13 protein-coding genes, 8 tRNA genes and 2 rRNA genes are annotated in these 16,849 nt (G+C 52.6%); 11 read left to right on the top strand and 12 right to left on the bottom strand.

Features of this window, described 5'->3' with window-relative positions:
• Nucleotides 1-289 precede the first annotated feature (289 nt).
• The 3 genes from C814_RS11945 (at nucleotide 290) to C814_RS11935 (ending at nucleotide 3,199) form a co-directional block, all read left to right on the top strand.
• On the top strand, nucleotides 290-1,342 hold the full coding sequence (locus C814_RS11945; protein ID WP_016315558.1) for an ABC transporter substrate-binding protein: 1,053 nt from the start codon (nucleotides 290-292) through the stop codon (nucleotides 1,340-1,342).
• 116 nt (nucleotides 1,343-1,458) lie between these two features.
• Nucleotides 1,459-2,412, top strand: coding sequence for an ABC transporter permease (locus tag C814_RS11940; RefSeq protein WP_016315557.1), 954 nt, complete (start codon nucleotides 1,459-1,461; stop codon nucleotides 2,410-2,412).
• Nucleotides 2,405-3,199 (top strand): ABC transporter ATP-binding protein, encoded by a 795-nt coding sequence (locus tag C814_RS11935; RefSeq protein WP_016315556.1) that lies wholly within the window; start codon nucleotides 2,405-2,407, stop codon nucleotides 3,197-3,199. Before C814_RS11940 ends, C814_RS11935 begins: the two co-directional genes overlap by 8 nt.
• A gap of 109 nt (nucleotides 3,200-3,308) precedes the next feature.
• Here C814_RS11935 and trxA read toward each other — a convergent pair whose 3' ends face one another.
• Nucleotides 3,309-3,626: a thioredoxin gene (trxA, locus tag C814_RS11930; RefSeq protein ID WP_016315555.1), complete on the bottom strand. Its 318-nt coding sequence runs from the start codon at nucleotides 3,624-3,626 to the stop codon at nucleotides 3,309-3,311.
• 265 nt (nucleotides 3,627-3,891) lie between these two features.
• Here trxA and C814_RS11925 point away from each other — a divergent pair.
• The 6 genes from C814_RS11925 (at nucleotide 3,892) to C814_RS11900 (ending at nucleotide 8,831) form a co-directional block, all read left to right on the top strand.
• A tRNA-Gln gene (locus C814_RS11925) sits at nucleotides 3,892-3,965 on the top strand.
• Nucleotides 3,966-3,987: 22 nt separating this feature from the next.
• Nucleotides 3,988-4,064 (top strand) — tRNA-Pro (locus tag C814_RS11920).
• Nucleotides 4,065-4,287: 223 nt separating this feature from the next.
• Nucleotides 4,288-5,337: a glycoside hydrolase family 25 protein gene (locus tag C814_RS0104500; protein WP_022788357.1), complete on the top strand. Its 1,050-nt coding sequence runs from the start codon at nucleotides 4,288-4,290 to the stop codon at nucleotides 5,335-5,337.
• Between the two features lie 156 nt (nucleotides 5,338-5,493).
• A complete protein-coding gene (locus C814_RS11910; protein WP_016315553.1) occupies nucleotides 5,494-7,245 on the top strand; it encodes a methyl-accepting chemotaxis protein in 1,752 nt (583 codons plus the stop codon).
• 140 nt (nucleotides 7,246-7,385) lie between these two features.
• Nucleotides 7,386-8,255, top strand: a complete 870-nt coding sequence (locus C814_RS11905; protein ID WP_016315552.1) for a polysaccharide deacetylase family protein — start codon at nucleotides 7,386-7,388, stop codon at nucleotides 8,253-8,255.
• A 63-nt stretch (nucleotides 8,256-8,318) separates the two neighbouring features.
• Nucleotides 8,319-8,831 carry an ATP-binding protein gene (locus tag C814_RS11900; RefSeq protein WP_016315551.1) on the top strand — a complete coding sequence of 171 codons (513 nt, stop codon included), beginning with the start codon at nucleotides 8,319-8,321 and terminating at the stop codon, nucleotides 8,829-8,831.
• 104 nt (nucleotides 8,832-8,935) lie between these two features.
• Here C814_RS11900 and C814_RS11895 read toward each other — a convergent pair whose 3' ends face one another.
• The 3 genes from C814_RS11895 to C814_RS11885 all read right to left on the bottom strand — a co-directional run bounded on the left by C814_RS11895 (nucleotide 8,936) and on the right by C814_RS11885 (nucleotide 12,456).
• The gene (locus C814_RS11895; protein WP_016315550.1) at nucleotides 8,936-10,531 is read right to left on the bottom strand and encodes a peptide chain release factor 3; all 1,596 of its coding nucleotides are present in this window, start codon (nucleotides 10,529-10,531) and stop codon (nucleotides 8,936-8,938) included.
• Nucleotides 10,532-10,680: 149 nt separating this feature from the next.
• Nucleotides 10,681-11,736 (bottom strand): nitrilase-related carbon-nitrogen hydrolase, encoded by a 1,056-nt coding sequence (locus tag C814_RS11890; RefSeq protein WP_016315549.1) that lies wholly within the window; start codon nucleotides 11,734-11,736, stop codon nucleotides 10,681-10,683.
• Between the two features lie 6 nt (nucleotides 11,737-11,742).
• On the bottom strand, nucleotides 11,743-12,456 hold the full coding sequence (locus C814_RS11885; protein ID WP_016315548.1) for a carbon-nitrogen hydrolase family protein: 714 nt from the start codon (nucleotides 12,454-12,456) through the stop codon (nucleotides 11,743-11,745).
• Between the two features lie 239 nt (nucleotides 12,457-12,695).
• On the opposite strand from C814_RS11885, the gene C814_RS11880 reads away from it, so the two are divergent.
• Nucleotides 12,696-13,307, top strand: coding sequence for a hypothetical protein (locus tag C814_RS11880; protein WP_016315547.1), 612 nt, complete (start codon nucleotides 12,696-12,698; stop codon nucleotides 13,305-13,307).
• A 23-nt stretch (nucleotides 13,308-13,330) separates the two neighbouring features.
• Nucleotides 13,331-13,639: a hypothetical protein gene (locus C814_RS11875; RefSeq protein WP_016315546.1), complete on the top strand. Its 309-nt coding sequence runs from the start codon at nucleotides 13,331-13,333 to the stop codon at nucleotides 13,637-13,639.
• Nucleotides 13,640-13,837: 198 nt separating this feature from the next.
• Here C814_RS11875 and C814_RS11870 read toward each other — a convergent pair.
• The 8 genes from C814_RS11870 to C814_RS0104495 form a co-directional block, all read right to left on the bottom strand.
• Nucleotides 13,838-13,913, bottom strand: a tRNA-Thr gene (locus tag C814_RS11870).
• A 31-nt stretch (nucleotides 13,914-13,944) separates the two neighbouring features.
• A tRNA-Trp gene (locus tag C814_RS11865) sits at nucleotides 13,945-14,020 on the bottom strand.
• A gap of 47 nt (nucleotides 14,021-14,067) precedes the next feature.
• Nucleotides 14,068-14,144 (bottom strand) — tRNA-Ile (locus C814_RS11860).
• Between the two features lie 39 nt (nucleotides 14,145-14,183).
• Nucleotides 14,184-14,259: transfer RNA gene (locus C814_RS11855), tRNA-Asn, on the bottom strand.
• 6 nt (nucleotides 14,260-14,265) lie between these two features.
• Nucleotides 14,266-14,382, bottom strand: a 5S ribosomal RNA gene (gene rrf / locus C814_RS11850).
• 3 nt (nucleotides 14,383-14,385) lie between these two features.
• Nucleotides 14,386-14,460, bottom strand: a tRNA-Glu gene (locus tag C814_RS11845).
• 169 nt (nucleotides 14,461-14,629) lie between these two features.
• Nucleotides 14,630-14,705 (bottom strand) — tRNA-Lys (locus tag C814_RS11840).
• Nucleotides 14,706-14,837: 132 nt separating this feature from the next.
• A 23S ribosomal RNA gene (locus C814_RS0104495) occupies nucleotides 14,838-16,849 on the bottom strand; the annotation flags it as partial.

The following is a 16,849-nucleotide window of genomic DNA, read 5'->3' as shown; positions in this document are numbered from 1 at the left end:
AAGCCCTAAAGTTTTACTCAATTTTTTTGCTCCTGTTTTCCATAATTTGGTGAATTTCCGCGAAGCGGCAAGAGGGGGCTTTTTGCAAGTGAAAAAGCCCCCTTGCATCAATAAAATACGCAACAGATTCTTGGGGCGGCAGCCTGCGTGGGCCGGAATGTTTTTCTTGACAGCAGCGGCAGAACGCGCTATACTTATTCGCGTGAGAAATCACATTCTTTTTTTGCGCTGTTGCTTTTATAACAAAAAGCGGTAAAGCGTTGAATTGTAAAAACTGGAGGAATTTTGAATGAGAAAGACTTCTAAACCCTTCATGCTGGTGCTTGCGCTGGCTCTGGCGGTATCTCTGGGCGCCTGTGGCGGCACCAGCAGCCAGCCGGCGGCTTCCTCTGCCGGTACGGAGAACAACCCGTCTCAGGCTTCCAGCCAGGCAGCGCCTGCTGATCCGACCGAAAAAAAAGACGCCTATGTAGTCGGTATCTCACAGCTGGTTACACATCCCGCACTGGATGCAGCCACTGAAGGCTTTCAGGATGCGCTTAACAAATGGCTCCCCGGCCAGGTGACCTTTGATTACCAGAATGCGGCCAATGACCCCGCTACCTGCGCGACGATCGCCAATTCCTTTGTGTCCAAAAATGTGGACCTTATCATGGCGAACGCAACCCCGGCGTTGCAGGCAGCTGCAACCGCGACCGCAGATATCCCGATTCTGGGCACCTCGGTCACCGAGTACGGCGTCGCGTTTGGGATTACAGATTTTTCCGGCACAGTGGGCGGCAACATCTCCGGCACCTCTGATCTGGCCCCGCTGGATCAACAGGCGGCCATGATCAAAGAGTGGTGTCCGGATGCAAAGAACGTCGGCCTGGTCTACTGTTCCAACGAGGCAAACAGCCAGTATCAGGTAGACACCGTCCAGGCAGAGCTGGAAAGCCTGGGCTACACCTGCACCCAATACCCCTTCTCCGACTCGAACGATATTGCGGCTGTTGTCCAGACCGCAGCCGACAACAGCGATCTGCTCTATGTACCTACCGACAATACCGCTGCCTCCAACACCCCGATTATCGATAACATCTGCCATGGCTCGATACCGGTGTTTGCCGGCGAGGAAGGGCTTGCCGCCGGGTGCGGTGTTGCAACCCTTTCCATCAGCTACTATGATATCGGCTACAAGACCGGTGAAATGGCCGCAAAAATCCTGACGGGCGAAGATGACATCTCTACCATGCCGATCGCGTATGCGCCGGAATTTGTGAAGAAATATAACCCTCCGATGTGCGAGGCTCTGGGCCTTACACCGCCGGAAGGCTACGTTGCAATCGAAGCTGCTGCATAATGTCAACCGGCGAAAGCTGCTGACCCATGGCGGAAAAGGGGTTCCCCTTTTCCGCTATTGTGTATAACGCGGGTTTGCCTGAAAGCGGCATCAATCATATGGAGGAGGAGATTCCGATGATCTCTTTTATTGGTACGCTGCCAGGGGCCATATCCCAGGGATTGATCTGGGGAATCATGGCGATTGGCGTATATATCACATACCAGATTCTGGATATTGCGGACCTGACGGTGGATGGGTCGTTCTGTACCGGGGGCGCTGTCTTCGTGGTATTGTTCGGCTCTGGTGCAAATGTCTGGCTGGCGCTTTTTGCCGCGCTGCTGGCGGGAATGGCAACCGGCATAGCAACCGGTCTCCTGCACACGGTCTGTGGAATTCCCGCGATTCTGGCAGGGATCCTGACACAGCTCGGCCTGTGGTCGATCAATCTGGCCATCATGGGGATGAAAGCCAATGTTGCGATCAATGTCACCAATCCCGAAAATCTGGATAAACTGCTGGTCTCCCTGCGTTTTGTGCAGGATGTGGCCAAGGGCACACGACCTTTCACCCGCCACCCGATCTTTGTGGTGGGCCTGTTTACTATCGCAACGATCGCGGTCCTGTATTGGTTCTTTGGCACCGAACTGGGCGCCTCCCTGCGTGCGACTGGTGCAAACCAGAACATGGCCCGCGCACAGGGCATCCATACCGAGCGCAACAAGGTCCTGGGATTGATGCTTTCCAACGGGCTGGTTGCATTTTCCGGGGCGCTGCTGTCCCAATACCAGAGCTTCGCTGATGCCAGCATGGGCAAGGGCGCAATCGTGATCGGGCTGGCTGCGGTCATTATCGGGCAGGTACTGTTCTCGAAACTGTTCCACAACTTTGCCCTGCGGCTGCTGGCGGTCTCGATCGGCTCAATGATCTATTATGTCGTCATACAGGCGGTGGTAAGCCTGAGCGGAATTGACACCAACTATTTAAAGCTGATTTCAGCTGTTATCGTAGCCATTTTCCTGGCAATCCCCTATTGGAAAGCCCGCTCCTTTTCCAAACCCGTAAAGAAAGGAGGCAAAGTCCATGCTTGACATCAAAAATATCTTCAAGACCTTCAACGCCGGCACCGTCAACGAAAAAACTGCTCTGAATGACGTTTCCCTGTGCCTGAAGGACGGCGACTTTGCCACTGTGATCGGCGGGAACGGCGCAGGCAAGTCCACCCTGCTGAACGCGGTTGCCGGCGTATGGATGGTCGATTCGGGCAGTATCTCGATTGGGGATACCGATGTCACCAGCCTGCCTGAGCATAAACGTGCCCGCTATATCGGACGTGTCTTTCAGGACCCGATGATGGGGACCGCCGCCACCATGCAGATCGAGGAAAACCTGGCGCTGGCTGCACGCCGCGGAAAGGCCCGTACCCTGCGCACCGGCATCACCAAAAAGGAACGGGAGGAATATTACGAACTGCTGAAAATCCTGGATTTGGGGCTGGAGGAGCGGCTGACTTCCAAGGTGGGGCTGCTCTCCGGCGGTCAGCGACAGGCGCTGACCCTTTTGATGGCGACCCTGCAAAAGCCGCGTTTGCTGCTGCTGGATGAGCATACCGCTGCGCTGGACCCCAAAACAGCGGCAAAGGTCCTGGATACGACCGAACGGATTGTCCAAAAGGACCATCTGACAACGCTGATGATTACGCACAACATGCGGGACGCCATCGTTCATGGCAACCGTCTCATCATGATGCATGAAGGAAAAATCGCTCTGGATATTTCCGGTGAAGCGAAAAAGAAACTCACAGTGGAAGACCTGCTTGCAAAGTTCGGGCAGGCAACCGGTTCGGACGAAGCGGATGACAAACTGCTGTTGGGCTGAAAAACGAAACTCCCCCTGCTGCCGGTTCAGGCGCAGCAGGGGGAGTTTTTTGTCCGGGGAAAACCGGGCCGGGATTGTCCTTCCCGATCCCGGCAAACGAAACAGGCTCCTATGCGTTTTCGATCATCTGGACCAGCGCCTGCTTGGGCTGTACACCCAATACGCGGCTGACTTCTTTCCCGTCTTTAAAAACGATCAGGGTCGGGATCGACATGATCCCGTACTGGTCGCGCAATTCGGGCTGCTCGTCGATGTCTACCTTTCCAACCACCGCTTTGCCATCCATCTCGCTGCCGAGCTGCTCGATCACCGGGCCAAGCATCTGGCAGGGGCCGCACCACTGCGCCCAGAAATCTACAAGCACGACACCTGTGCTCTCAAGTACGCTGGCCTGAAAGGTATCTTTCGTAAAATGTTGAACTGACATCTGGAAATTCCTCCTGTACCCATAATGTTTTACTGCCTTTATTATACACCAAAAAAGTATATAATCAAGTCTTTTTTTGTTTTTTTCTATTTTATCCTTTTGGGCTCGAAAATAGTATCGGTATCTTTTGCAGCACCCATCCGTCCAAAAGGAAAAGGCATTCCAGCACAGCCCAAAAAATTTTCATCTTTTTCTCGAAATTGTCAGAAAAGGTATTGACTTTTTGAAAAGTTGAAGTATAATATGACTTGTGACTGAAACATATTGCCCGATTGTGTAATGGTAGCACGACAGACTCTGACTCTGTTTGTCTGGGTTCAAATCCTAGTCGGGCAGCCACTATGTTTCAGTCACTTCTCTTCGAGGTGTGGCTCAGTTTGGTAGAGCGCTGCGTTCGGGACGCAGAGGCCGCAAGTTCAAGTCTTGTCACCTCGACCATCCTGAAAGACCTGTTGATCAGTTTAGAAGCTGATTTGCAGGTTTTTTATTTGTCTCCTAAACTTTTTGTGAAGCCATTTCCCGTCTCTGTTCCGAGCAAGGCCCCTCTGCCAGCAACCGGCAGTCAGAAGCCCTGCATTTTCCACAGGATAAAGCTTGCAGCTTTGCGCCGGATACATTATAATGGAGAGGAATTCTGTCGAAAAAAGGGGAAATTGCAAACATGAATTGGAACAGAGGCACGAAGCGGATGCGGGCACTGCTGTGCGCAGCAGCGGTATGCGCAGGGATTTTGCAGACCGGCGCCGCCTATCCGGAGGGGCTGGAGCCTGTGCAGCAGGGGATCGCGCAGGAAGCCGCCAGCCTGATCCCGGTGACCAGCCTGTGGAATCTGGCGGAAGACTATGACATTGACGAGGATTTTCTCCGGGAGATTGCAGACCTGGACGGGCTGACCCAGCGGGAGCTGACAAGCCTGGCGGTTGAATACCAGCTGCCTGCGCAGTATGTCCAGCGTTTTGTGGACAACATGTTCGTCTTTAAAAAAGGGAACGGATACGAGTACATACCGGTTGACCCTTCGCTGCGCAAAAACAGCTATGACTGGGACTATCTGAAGGACAGCAGCCGGGACAAGCGGTATGACGACGGGCTATTCACTGGGATCAAAATGATCGACGTATCCGCATTCCAGGGGGATATCAACTGGAATGCCGTCAAAAACGACGGTGTAAACTATGCTTTTATCCGGCTGGGCTACCGGGGGTATACCGAAGGGAAACTCCATGTTGACAGCAAATTCCACCAGAATATGCGCGGCGCGGCCAATGCGGGGGTGCAGGTCGGGGTCTACTTCTATTCGCAGGCGGTCAGCCGGGCTGAGGCCATCGAGGAGGCGGAATTCGTACTGGACAATCTGGGGGACTATCAGCTCAGCCTGCCGATTGTATTCGATATCGAGGGCGCCCAGACGACCGCCTACCGCACCTACCGGATGGGGGTACAGACCGCCACCAATATCGTCAAAGCATTTTGTGACACCATCCGGTCCGCCGGCTATGACTCCATGTATTATTCCTACAGCAAATTTCTGATCGAAAATCTGGACATGGCCCAGTTGGAGGGATACCCGCTCTGGATGGCACAGTATTATCAGGTTCCGTTTTTCCCGTATGATTTCAAAATATGGCAGTACAGTCCAAAAGGACGGGTGGCAGGCATCCCAAACAGCGTTGACCTGAACCTCTTTTTCTACGACTACAGCCAAGCCTGACCGAAACCGTTCCGGGTGCAAAAGCTGCATCCGGAGCGGTTTTTTTGGATTTTTCACAAACAGGCGTTAGAAAACTGTGGATTTTCGATGCGTATTGCGCTATACTGAGAGCAATGGCAAGAGGTACATGGAACATTGTACAGAGGGGGCGATACCATGCGTTGGTTGATTCGGAATCTGAAGATCAGAGCAAAACTTTATCTTCTTGCAGGGTTGATGCTGGTAGGGATGCTGGCTGTCGGGGTGCTTTCCCTGCTGATGATTGGGCGGATGAACGACGAGACTGCGGAAATCTCCGATGTCTGGCTGAACGGGGTCAACGAATCCCGCATGATGAATACCATCATCGCTGATTTCTGTCTGAACGAGCTGCGGTATGTCACCGCAACCTCGGACGAAAAGCGGGAGGCGAGCAGTGCCAACATGGCGCAGCTTCAATCGGAGATGGATGCACTGCTGCTGGACTATGAAAAAACACTGATGGAGGGAACCGACCGAACCAGTCTGGAGCAGGCAAAAAAAGAATGGGGAAACTATCTGGAGATTCACAGCCATCTGCTCCGCCTCGGGCAGCAGGGCCGGTTTTATGAGGCACGCAGCGTGCTGGATGAGGAAGGCAAGCCCGCTTACGACATCCTGAGCGCGACCTTTCAGGAGATGACCGACGCCAGCACCATGAATGCGGAGCAGGCGAAGCTGTCCTCGGAGCGGGTTTATCAGTATATGATCTGCATTATGGCAGTGTTGATCGTGGCGCTAGCAGTGATCGGCATCCTTCTGGCAATGGCAGTCACCCGAGGGGTGCAGGCGCCGGTTGCAGAGATCGAAAGGGCCGCAATCGAGATGGCCAAGGGAAACCTCGATATTGAAATCCGCTACCAATCAAGGGACGAACTTGGAGTGCTTTCGGACCAGGTACGGGAACTGGTCCGAAAGCTGCGGGCGATCATTGAGGATGAAAACGCGTTTCTCGCTGGCATGGCGGCAGGGGATTTTACCGTCGATTCCTCCTGTGAACTGGAATATACCGGTGGGTTCCAGCCGCTGCTGGCCTCCATCCGCTCAATCGCCGGGCAGTTGAACCAGACCATGTCCCGGATCAGCCGGAGCGCGGATCAGGTGGCAACCGGTTCAGGCCAGGTCGCGGAGGGCGCACACGCGCTGGCACTTGGGGCAAGCCAGCAGGCCAGCTCGGTCGAAACGCTTTCCGCCACAGCGGCTGGCATCTCTGCGCAGATCTCCCAGACCGCCGAACACGCGCAGCGGGCGCGCTCAATCGCCAACCAGGTTGGCGATTACATGGAAGAATGTAACGGCAGGATGCAGCGCGTGACGCAGGCGATGGATGAGATCACCCGCAGTTCAAACGAGATCGGCAAGATTCTCAAGGTGATCGAGGACATCGCGTTCCAGACCGATATTCTGGCGCTGAACGCCGCCGTGGAAGCGGCGCGGGCCGGTTCGGCAGGCAAGGGATTCGCCGTCGTGGCGGACGAGGTGCGCAATCTGGCGGGCAAATCGGCCGAAGCCTCTAAAAATACGGCACAGCTGATCGAAAGCGCGATCCATGCCGTACAAAATGGTTCGCAGATTTCGGATGAAACTGCGCAGTCACTCCAGCAGGCAGTAAAAGGTGCAAAAAAAGTTGCTGAAACCGTCGACCTGATCTCGGAAGCAAGCAGTTCCCAGGCGGAAGCAATCTCCCAGATCACCCTCGAAATCGACCAGATTTCCGGTGTCGTACAGACCAACTCGTCGACCGCCGAGCAATCCGCAGCGGCAAGCGAGGGCCTTTCGGATCAGGCGCAGATGCTGAAAGAGCTGGTTGAGGGGTTCCGTCTCCGACAAACAGACCGGGAACACAGCCATTCCGCCCCCGGCGGGTATCGGGCTGCTGTAAAACGATGATGGAAGCAGGCATCCCGCTTTTGGGGCCGGGGTGCCGCACGCCTGCCTGCAAAACCTGTGCAGGCCCGGCAAAAGCGGTATAAGACGGTTTGTCCGCAACATAGACTGAAACCAACAATGCGTTTCAGGAAGTGATGCAGATGAAGCTGATAGATAAACTGATCCTGCCGGTTGCGCTGGCGCTGATCGTCTCGGTCGCCGGGATCGTCGCGCGTGTAGCGGTCGCCGCCAATGCCTCGGCCCAGCCGGAGGGGATTGAACTGCCGATTGTGATGTACCATCACATCCTGAAGGATCAGTCCCGGCTGAACAAATACACCATATCGCCCGATGAATTCCGGCGCGACATGCAGTACCTTCAGGACAATGGCTATACCCCGGTATTGATGCAGGACCTGCTCCTGTTCGTGCAGGAGGGGGTGCCGCTGCCCGACAAACCGGTCATGATTACCTTTGACGACGGATATGAGAGTTTCCATGAATACGCTTATCCGATTCTGAAAGAGTTCGGCTTCAAGGCGGTCTTTTCGGTGGTCGGCACCTATGCCGACCAGTATACCCGGGTAGACGACCACCACATCCGGTATTCCCACTGCACATGGAACCAGCTTGCGCTGCTTCAGGAGAGCGGGCTGGTGGAGGTACAGAACCACTCTTATAATCTCCATCTCAACGAGAACGGACGTCATGGAGCAAAGATGAAGCGTGGGGAAAGCCCAGTCCTCTACCAGAAGCTGCTCTCGGAGGACCTCTCCCAGATGCAGAAAGCCTGTCAGGAGAACCTGCGCGGCTGGACGCCCACCACCTTTACCTACCCGTTCGGGCAGATCAGCCCGGAAGCACTCCCGGTCCTCAAACAGATGGGCTTCTCGGCCGCCCTCACCTGCCAGGAAAAGCTCAACTATCTGACGGGTGACCCGGAACAGCTTTACCATCTGAACCGCTTTAACCGGCCGCACGACCTGTCTCTCGCTGATATTCTGGAGAAGGCCAGGAACGGGAAATCATAAAGATGATATCCAGAATGGTGGAATCAAAACGATAAAGTGACCTAAAATCGACGAGGGAAAACCATGGTTCTTTTAATTACCGGTGCTTCTCATACAGGCAAAACCGTATTGTCACAAAAGCTGCTTGAAAAATACAAGTATCCGTATCTATCCATCGACCATTTAAAAATGGGGCTGATCCGAAGCGGGAATACCGGACTAACCCCTGAGGATGACGACAAATTGCAGGCCTATTTGTGGCCTATTGTTCGGGAAATTATAAAGACCGCTATTGAAAATAAGCAAAATCTCATCGTTGAGGGCTGCTACATTCCTTTTACCTGGAAAGAAGAGTTTGCCGAGGAATATCTCAATGACATTCACTACTACTGTCTTTTGATGAGCCGAAACTATATTGAGCAGCATTTTTCTGACATAAAAGAACACGCGAACGAAATCGAGCAGCGCCTGGATGATACAGGGTGTACCATCACGTCTGTCCTCGCGGAAAACGCACATTATTCTGAACTGTGCCAAAAATACGGCTGCAACTATCTCTTGATTGATGACTGTTATCAGGTTGATATTGATTTATAATACTGGATTTGCCGCAGGGTTCCTTCCCAGCGCCGATTGGGGAAAATAAAAGAAGCGTGCTTTGAACCAAAAGCACGCTTCTTTTTTTGGAATCCATGCAGCGCTCACACCCTGCCAAATTCAGACAGGATCAGCCCAGGGTTGCGGTCGGTCGCCCAGCGGATATTCCACTCATCGGTGAAGAGCAGCAGATACCGGTCGCGGAAGTCCTGCACCACCTTGGTATCTGAACTTAAGTCGAGCTTTTTGGGGTCGACCTCCTCATTTTCAATCCAGCGGATATACTGGTAAGGCAGCCCCTCCATCCGGATATCAACATTGTACTCATTTTTCAGACGGTATTCAAAAACCTCAAACTGTAGGGTCCCCACCACCCCGACAATGACCTCTTCCATACCGGTAAGCGGTTCGTGGAAGATCTGGATGGCGCCTTCCTGCGCGATCTGGGTGGTGCCTTTGACAAACTGTTTGCGTTTGAGGCTGTCGAGCTGGCGCACCCGGCAGAAATGCTCGGGGGCAAAGGTAGGGATGCCGCCGAATGTGAACTTTCTGCCCGGCGCGCAGAGGGTGTCCCCAATCGAAAAGATGCCCGGGTCGAACACGCCGATAATGTCCCCTGCATACGCCTTTTCGATGATCTCGCGCTCCTGCGCCATCAGCTGCTGGGGCTGGGCCAGCTTGATCTTTTTGCCCCCCTGCACATGCAGGACCTCCATGCCTTTGTCGAACGCGCCCGAGCAGATGCGCATAAACGCGATCCTGTCGCGGTGGGCCTTGTTCATATTCGCCTGAATTTTAAAGACAAACGCCGAAAAATCCGGGCTGAACGGGTCTATCCGCCCTTCACTGGACTCCCGCGCAAGCGGCGGCGGGGTCATCCAGAGGAACTCCTCCAGAAACGGTTCCACGCCGAAGTTGGTGAGCGCAGACCCGAAAAAGACCGGTGAGAGCCTGCCGCTCTGCACCTTTTCCATGTCAAATTCGTAGCTTGCGCCGTCGAGCAGCTCAATGTCATCAACCAGTGTCTCATGCAGGGCTGGCCCGATCAGTTCGGCGAGACGGGGATCGTCCAGCTCGAGCTTCTCCTTCTCCACCTGCCGGACTCCGTTGGCCAACCCATCCGAAGTAAACTTGATGATCTCCCGTTTGCCGCGGTCGAACACCCCTTTGAATTCCTTGCTGCATCCGATCGGCCAGTTGACCGGATAGGTCTGGATGCCCAGCTCCTGCTCGATCTGCTCCATCAGGTCAAACGGGTTGCGGGACTCGCGGTCCATCTTATTGATGAAGGTAAAAATTGGGATATTTCGCATGACGCAGACCTTGAAAAGCTTGCGGGTTTGCGGCTCTACCCCTTTTGCCGCGTCGATCACCATAACAGCCGAATCCGCCGCCATCAGGGTGCGGTAGGTGTCCTCCGAAAAATCCTGATGCCCAGGGGTATCGAGGATGTTGATACAGAAGCCGTTGTAATTGAACTGCATAACCGACGAGGTGACCGAAATCCCGCGCTGCTTTTCAATCTCCATCCAGTCGGAAACCGCGTGACGCGCCGTTTTTTTCCCCTTGACCGAACCTGCAAGCTGGATCGCTCCCCCATAAAGCAGGAATTTTTCAGTCAGGGTGGTTTTTCCCGCATCCGGATGCGAGATGATTGCGAACGTCCGGCGGCGTTCAATCTCTTTTTGATAGTTTGACAAACTGATTCCTCCGCGTACTCAAAATGCTTCTATTACTATATCATCTTCACCGAATCCATGCAACTATATTCTATGCAAAATTCCGCCCAAACCAGGCGCGGCTGTCCTGCGGATTTTCGGCCAGTTCCTTATAGAAGGAACGTTGCAGGTTATCCCGGCAGTTCAGGCGGGGTGAGTACCATTCCGCTATAGCGGTAGCTGCGCAGGTAATCCCCTGTGAGGAAGGCGCGGTTCGGCTCGCTCTCGTGGAAAAGGTTTTCCAGCTTTTGCAGATTGATCCGCGACGCAGTCATGTTTGGCTCATGGGTTTCGAGCATCGAAAGGATTCCATTCCGGTCGGGGGTGATGTCGAACGGCGCGAGGATCGCTGCACGCGACTTCTGCTGTTCTCCGGTCAGGCAGGCATGGAGCAGATAAAGCCCCTCCTGCTGGGCACGGCAGCGAAGCAGATCGTGCATCACAGGGCCTCCACCTGCATCCGGCACCGCGACAATCCTTGCCCCCTTCTGCCGCGCGATCCGGAAACATTCGAAGTAGTAAGCATCCGATCCCAGCACCACCGCGACCTTTCCCATAGGGGTCTCGACGATCTCCATCTGATCGGAAACTGTCACTCCAAGAGCTTCATCCAGCCCAAGCGCTGAAGTCTTGTCCTGTGTCCCGGCCGTATTGCCCAGCGGGTCAAATACCATCGAACGGTTATAGATCTGCCCCTCCTCGTAGTAGGGGCAGCTCCCCGCCACTACATAGAGATGCTGGGAGCGTGCAATCGCACTGAAGGTATAAAAATATGCCTCCTGGAGATACTCCCCAAACGCCTCCGCATAGGCAGCAACCTGGTCAGGATGCAAAACGATCCGGCCGTCCTTGGAGAACCGCTCGGCGACCACCTTGTTGAGCAGACGGTCAAACCCCGGGATCATCGTGCCCGCGAGCAGACCAACATATTCCGGGTAAACGACCATCTGTGCGCCCGCTTCCGCGGCAGCACGCGCATGTCCCAGCATCTCGCCCACATATTCCCGTACACCGGTATAGGGATGAATATTGAGCTGGACCGCTGCCACCCGCACCGTTTCAGGCGCGATATATTCCAGATTGTTTTTGGGATATTCCCCCGCCTCCTCAACCACCCGCAGGATTTTCTTTGGAGTGACGCGGTAGGTCATCAAAAACGAAAGCAGCTCAAGATAGATGCCTGACATCCCTGCTCACCTCCCCAATCCAAGTTCTTCTGCATAGTTTTGGATCAAGCTGGCATTCATCCGCTCCATGACCGGAAACCCTTCGCGCACCTGATCGAGACGTTCTAGATTTAATCCAAACCGGCAAGGGGAATTCCCGGTGTGCCGGACAAGATATCCGTCTCCCGCCCGGGTGACCGGCGCGGGGCAGCAAACAGTGCGCGCCCCTCCCGACAGGTTGACAACATATAGATTATTGGTCTGCGCCGCATTCCAGACGGATTCCATAATCCGCCCAGAGGTTTCTGTCACCGGGTCAATATGCTGCACTGAAAAAACCACATCCGCGCCCTTGAGCGCTGCCGTCCGTACTGTCTGCGGGTGGAGGATGTCGGTATCCACACAGAGATAGAAGCTGCCGAGTTCGGTACGGGCCAGTTCGATCTCACTCGCCGCTGCCAGTCCAGCGGTGCGCAGCGGCAAGGAGAGGTGCAGCGCAGGTTGGCGCAGCACCGGTTCCCCTTTTGGGCCGAACATACAGAGACAGAGATTTCCGTCCAGCTCGAGCAGGCCGCTGATGAGGTAGACTCCGTATTTTGCGGTATATTGGGTATATTGGTGAAGCTGACGGGCAACCTCAGCGCGATCCCGCCGAATGGCCTCGTCAGTGAAAAGTACGAGGCGGGCGTCCCGTGAGGGCGCTTGGAACGGCGGCAAAATTTCAGTGATAAAGCTCTCCAAGAGGAATTCTCCTTTGCGTGAGTGTCATAGTTTTAGTATACCGCAGTCAAACAAAATTGACAAGTAAGAAAATAAATGTAGAAAATGAAATATAAAATTTATATTTTTTAATATATTGAAATTATATATATTATGATATAGTTAATTATAAATTAAAAATGGAGGTGATCGTTTTGTTGTAAAATGGGAGTTAAGGTCCACCAATCGTATCAAGAAGTAATGTTTAAGGAGTATTGACAATGAAAAAAATATTTAGTAGAATTTTAGCAGTTGTTATGATTATGAATTTAGGGGTGTCCTCGTTTGCTTCCCCAGTAGATTACAATACGCAAGCGAAGATTGCGGTTGACCGTATTAACGCAATGTATGAAACAGATATAGTCATAGATATATATGGGCATTCTGTGGATGCCCGTCAGTATGATGAAACGATCGAGTTTCTAGAGGAATTTGCAGAAGATCAGTATCGAATTAAAACGGAACTGGAGAATATTAAAACCTACACAATAGGGGAATTGTCATATCGTGCCAATCCAGAGCTCGATATGGCATATGAGAAATCTCAGCTTTGGGAAAAAGAAATAACAGATTCGTTGAGATCAGTGCTCATTAAGCAGACTTTAAAAGCTATCTTAGATAGTGACAGAAGATGGAAGTCTGTTACTTCTATAAAAACGATTTCTGGCAATAATTCTACAACATGGACTTCGACAAGCCAGCCCCGATATGCATATTTAGACCAAGGCATTACTTTAAAAACTTATCAAACCGGTAGTGTAAAGTTTGATGATAGACAAGGGATTACATGGAGTTCTAAAAGCGTAACCGTTGAATTTTATTGGCCATTCTAACATCAAGAATTGGGGGCGCAGTGATGAAAAAAGCTTGTATGGCGCTCGGTGCACTTTTCATCCTATTTTTTCTGGTGATTGGAAGCATCTTTTTGATCAATCAGTATCGCCGTCAAGAGATATTGCGTATTGAGCGGGAATTTACAGAAAAAACAGGAATTGATTCTCATTATGAGATGGATCCTGGCTTATTTCGTTTGCGTCCCTCTCCCCAAAAATTCAAGGATTGGCTTTACATTGAAATTGGTCGGGATCAGATTTTACACGGAGACTATCCAAAAGAATTAAAAGATGAATTTCGGAATTACACAAAAGGATCAAAAGAGGATTAGAGTGAAAAAGCATGCGTCAAAATGCATGCTTTTTCACTATCGCCATGATTTCCTTTGCAAAACAACTCCTCTGTCTGAGTCCAAATCGCACAGCACTACATACAACGCAAACCATACCGATAATCCAATCTCTTTTAATATTTTACATTAGAAAAAGAAACCTTGTAAATCACCAGAGTGACTTTACAAGGTTTCTTATGGAGCTGATAATCGGATTCGAACCGATGACCTCATCCTTACCAAGGATGTGCTCTGCCTGCTGAGCTATATCAGCGTTTACAGGTCGCCCAACCTGTTAGAGAAAGTGGCAGGGGCAGAAGGATTCGAACCCTCGGCACGTGGTTTTGGAGACCACTGCTCTACCAGCTGAGCTATACCCCTATTTATAAACAATCAAGGGGAAGAACCCGATTGATGACTCAACTTGATGGTGGGCCATCAGGGACTCGAACCCCGGACCAACCGGTTATGAGCCGGTGGCTCTGACCAACTGAGCTAATGGCCCATAAAAGTTGTGCCGCCACCGAAGTGACGGCGGTACATTTGGCTCCCCAAGTTGGACTCGAACCAACGACCCTGCGGTTAACAGCCGCATGCTCTACCGACTGAGCTATTGAGGAATATAAAGCTGGCATAGACCTATCTTCCCAGGCAGTCACCCGCCAAGTATTGTCGGCACTGTTGAGCTTAACTTCTGTGTTCGGAATGGGAACAGGTGGATCCTCAACGTAATAAACACCAGCCTTTGGTGACCCGTGCGGGAATCGAACCCGCGTTACCGGCGTGAGAGGCCGGTGTCTTGACCGCTTGACCAACGGGCCGCTTTGGTGCGCCATCAGTCCGAGCGCCCGATCAATTTGCCAGTGGCAATTTGATCAGTGAGGAATCCCTGTCCAAGAGCACAAGCCTGCGCTGTGCGATTGGCGGTTTATCTCCTCCTGTCGGACTTCTAACCGAGCATTCCTGCTTCGGTTACGATGCCGCCCTTAATGGTGCGCCATCAGGGACTCGAACCCGGGACCCGCTGATTAAGAGTCAGCTGCTCTACCAACTGAGCTAATGGCGCGTGTAGCTTTCTCAGGTTTCCCTGATTGGAAGCTGTTCTCTCACCGCTTCCGCGCCGGATCTTCTCTAAGATGCTTTACGCACCCTCAAAATCGAACAATGAAAACTCATATCCTCAACCATTCTTCTTCGCTTGGTCAAGCCCTCGACCGATTAGTACCACCTTGCTGCACGCCTCACGACGCTTCCACATGTGGCCTATCTACCTTGTAGTCTTCAAGGGGTCTTACCTGCTTATGCAGTGGCATATCTTATCTTGAGGCCGGCTTCACGCTTAGATGCCTTCAGCGTTTATCCGATCCGCACTTAGCTGCCCAGCTATGCCTTTGGCAAGACAACTGGTGCACCAGAGGTGCGTCCATCCCGGTCCTCTCGTACTAGGGACAGCTCCTCTCAAATATCCTGCGCCCACGACAGATAGGGACCGAACTGTCTCACGACGTTCTGAACCCAGCTCGCGTACCGCTTTAATTGGCGAACAGCCAAACCCTTGGGACCGAATTCAGCCCCAGGATGCGATGAGCCGACATCGAGGTGCCAAACCTCCCCGACGATGTGGACTCTTGGGGGAGATCAGCCTGTTATCCCCAGGGTAGCTTTTATCCGTTGAGCGATGGCATTTCCACTCACATACCACCGGATCACTAACTCCAACTTTCGTTACTGCTCGAGACGTCCCTCTCGCAGTTAGGCTCGCTTTTGCGTTTACACTCAAAGGCATGGTTTCCGTCCATGCTGAGCGAACCTTTGAGCGCCTCCGTTACCTTTTTGGAGGCGACCGCCCCAGTCAAACTGCCCACCTAACAATGTCCCCCGACCGGTTTCACGGCCGCAGGTTAGAATTCCAGTACCTCAAGAGTGGTATCCCAACGTCGGCTCCACGAATACTGGCGTATTCGCTTCTCTGCCTCCCACCTATCCTGTACATGAAATACCGAAATCCAATATTAAGCTACAGTAAAGCTCCATGGGGTCTTTCCGTCTTGTCGCGGGTAACCGGCATCTTCACCGGTACTACAATTTCGCCGGGCGGGCTGTTGAGACAGTGTCCAGATCGTTACACCATTCGTGCGGGTCAGAACTTACCTGACAAGGAATTTCGCTACCTTAGGACCGTTATAGTTACGGCCGCCGTTTACCGGGGCTTCAATTCAGAGCTCTCACTCCTCCTCTTAACCTTCCGGCACCGGGCAGGTGTCACCCCATATACGTCATCTTTCGATTTAGCATAGAGCTGTGTTTTTGCTAAACAGTCGCCTGGACCTATTCTCTGCGGCTCACTCTCGTGAGCACCCCTTTTCCCTAAGTTACGGGGTCAACTTGCCGAGTTCCTTAACAACCCTTCTCCCGTTGGCCTTAGAATCCTCTTCCTGTCTACCTGTGTCGGTTTGCGGTACGGGTGCCTGAGATATTCACAGGGCTTTTCTCGCCTGTATCCAAGTATGCTTCCCTACTATGTTTCGGTCCCTTTCGCCCGGGGCAACCAACGCCCGGGTCATACCCTTCTACAGTGTCCTCCTGCTTAAATCTTTCGGCAGCTACGGAATCTCTACCGTATGTGCATCGGCTACGCCTTTCGGCCTCACCTTAGCTCCCGGCTAACCTGGAGCGGACGAACCTTCCTCCAGAAACCTTAGACTTTCGGCCATTATGATTCTCACATAATTCTCGCTACTCATTCCGGCATTCTCACTCGTATATAGTCCACATGCGCTTACGCTCATACTTCACCCCATATACGACGCTCCCCTACCATTCCTTGCGGAATCCCAAGCTTCGGTTACACGTTTAGCCCCGTTACATTTTCGGCGCAGAGTCACTCGACCAGTGAGCTATTACGCACTCTTTAAATGAGTGGCTGCTTCTAAGCCAACATCCTGGTTGTCTTCGCAACTCCACATCCTTCTCCACTTAACGTGTATTTGGGACCTTAGCTGTGGGTCTGGGCTTTTTCCCTTTTGACCACGAGACTTATCTCACGTAGTCTGACTGCTGTACATCAATTATCCGGCATTCAGAGTTTGATAAGGTTCAGTAACCTCTCGGCCCCTAGCCTATTCAGTGCTTTACCTCCGGTAATCTAATACAACGCTAGCCCTAAAGCTATTTCGGGGAGAACCAGCTATCTCCGGGTTCGATTGGAAT

The sequence above is a fragment of the Anaerotruncus sp. G3(2012) genome (assembly GCF_000403395.2).
In the GTDB taxonomy this organism is placed as follows: Bacteria; Bacillota; Clostridia; order Oscillospirales; family Ruminococcaceae; genus Anaerotruncus.
Note: the sequence above shows the minus strand (reverse complement) of the source record. Positions and strands in the feature narration are given on the sequence as shown.